The 1,371-nt window shown below is 57.3% G+C and carries 1 rRNA gene (only partly in view); it reads left to right on the forward strand.

From position 1 onward, the window contains the following. Window positions 1-91: 91 nt before the first annotated feature. A 23S ribosomal RNA gene (locus ACZ7G3_RS35665) occupies window positions 92-1,371 on the forward strand; it runs 1,593 nt beyond the window's last position.

The following is a 1,371-nucleotide window of genomic DNA, read 5'->3' on the forward strand; positions in this document are numbered from 1 at the left end:
AGTGCCGGCCCCAGTGCACTCGAGCTGCTGGCTCGGGGTGATGGGTGGTTGGTCGTTGTTTGAGAACTGCACAGTGGACGCGAGCATCTGTGGCCAAGTTTTTAAGGGCGCACGGTGGATGCCTTGGCACCAGGAACCGATGAAGGACGTGGGAGGCCACGATAGTCCCCGGGGAGTCGTCAACCAGGCTTTGATCCGGGGGTTTCCGAATGGGGAAACCCGGCAGTCGTCATGGGCTGTCACCCGCTGCTGAACACATAGGCAGTGTGGAGGGAACGCGGGGAAGTGAAACATCTCAGTACCCGCAGGAAGAGAAAACAACCGTGATTCCGGGAGTAGTGGCGAGCGAAACCGGATGAGGCTAAACCGTATACGTGTGAGACCCGGCAGGGGTTGCGTGTGCGGGGTTGTGGGATCTCTCTTCTACGGTCTGCCGGCCGTGGGACGAGTCAGAAACCGTTGATGTAGGCGAAGGACATGCGAAAGGTCCGGCGTAGAGGGTAAGACCCCCGTAGTCGAAACATCAGCGGCTCGTTTGAGAGACACCCAAGTAGCACGGGGCCCGAGAAATCCCGTGTGAATCTGGCGGGACCACCCGCTAAGCCTAAATATTCCCTGGTGACCGATAGCGGATAGTACCGTGAGGGAATGGTGAAAAGTACCGCGGGAGCGGAGTGAAATAGTACCTGAAACCGTGTGCCTACAAGCCGTGGGAGCGTCGGATGGAAGCTTGCTTCCATCTCGTGACTGCGTGCCTTTTGAAGAATGAGCCTGCGAGTTTGCGGTGTGTTGCGAGGTTAACCCGGGTGGGGAAGCCGTAGCGAAAGCGAGTCCGAATAGGGCGTTTTAGTAGCACGCTCAAGACCCGAAGCGGAGTGATCTAGCCATGGGCAGGTTGAAGCGGAGGTAAGACTTCGTGGAGGACCGAACCCACCAGGGTTGAAAACCTGGGGGATGACCTGTGGTTAGGGGTGAAAGGCCAATCAAACTCCGTGATAGCTGGTTCTCCCCGAAATGCATTTAGGTGCAGCGTCGTGTGTTTCTTGCCGGAGGTAGAGCACTGGATAGGCGATGGGCCCTACCGGGTTACTGACCTTAGCCAAACTCCGAATGCCGGTAAGTGAGAGCGCGGCAGTGAGACTGTGGGGGATAAGCTCCATGGTCGAGAGGGAAACAGCCCAGAGCATCGACTAAGGCCCCTAAGCGTACGCTAAGTGGGAAAGGATGTGGAGTCGCACAGACAACCAGGAGGTTGGCTTAGAAGCAGCCACCCTTGAAAGAGTGCGTAATAGCTCACTGGTCTAGTGATTCCGCGCCGACAATGTAGCGGGGCTCAAGCGTACCGCCGAAGTCGTGTCATTGCAGCAATTA

Source organism: Streptomyces sp. NPDC037271, from assembly GCF_055603605.1.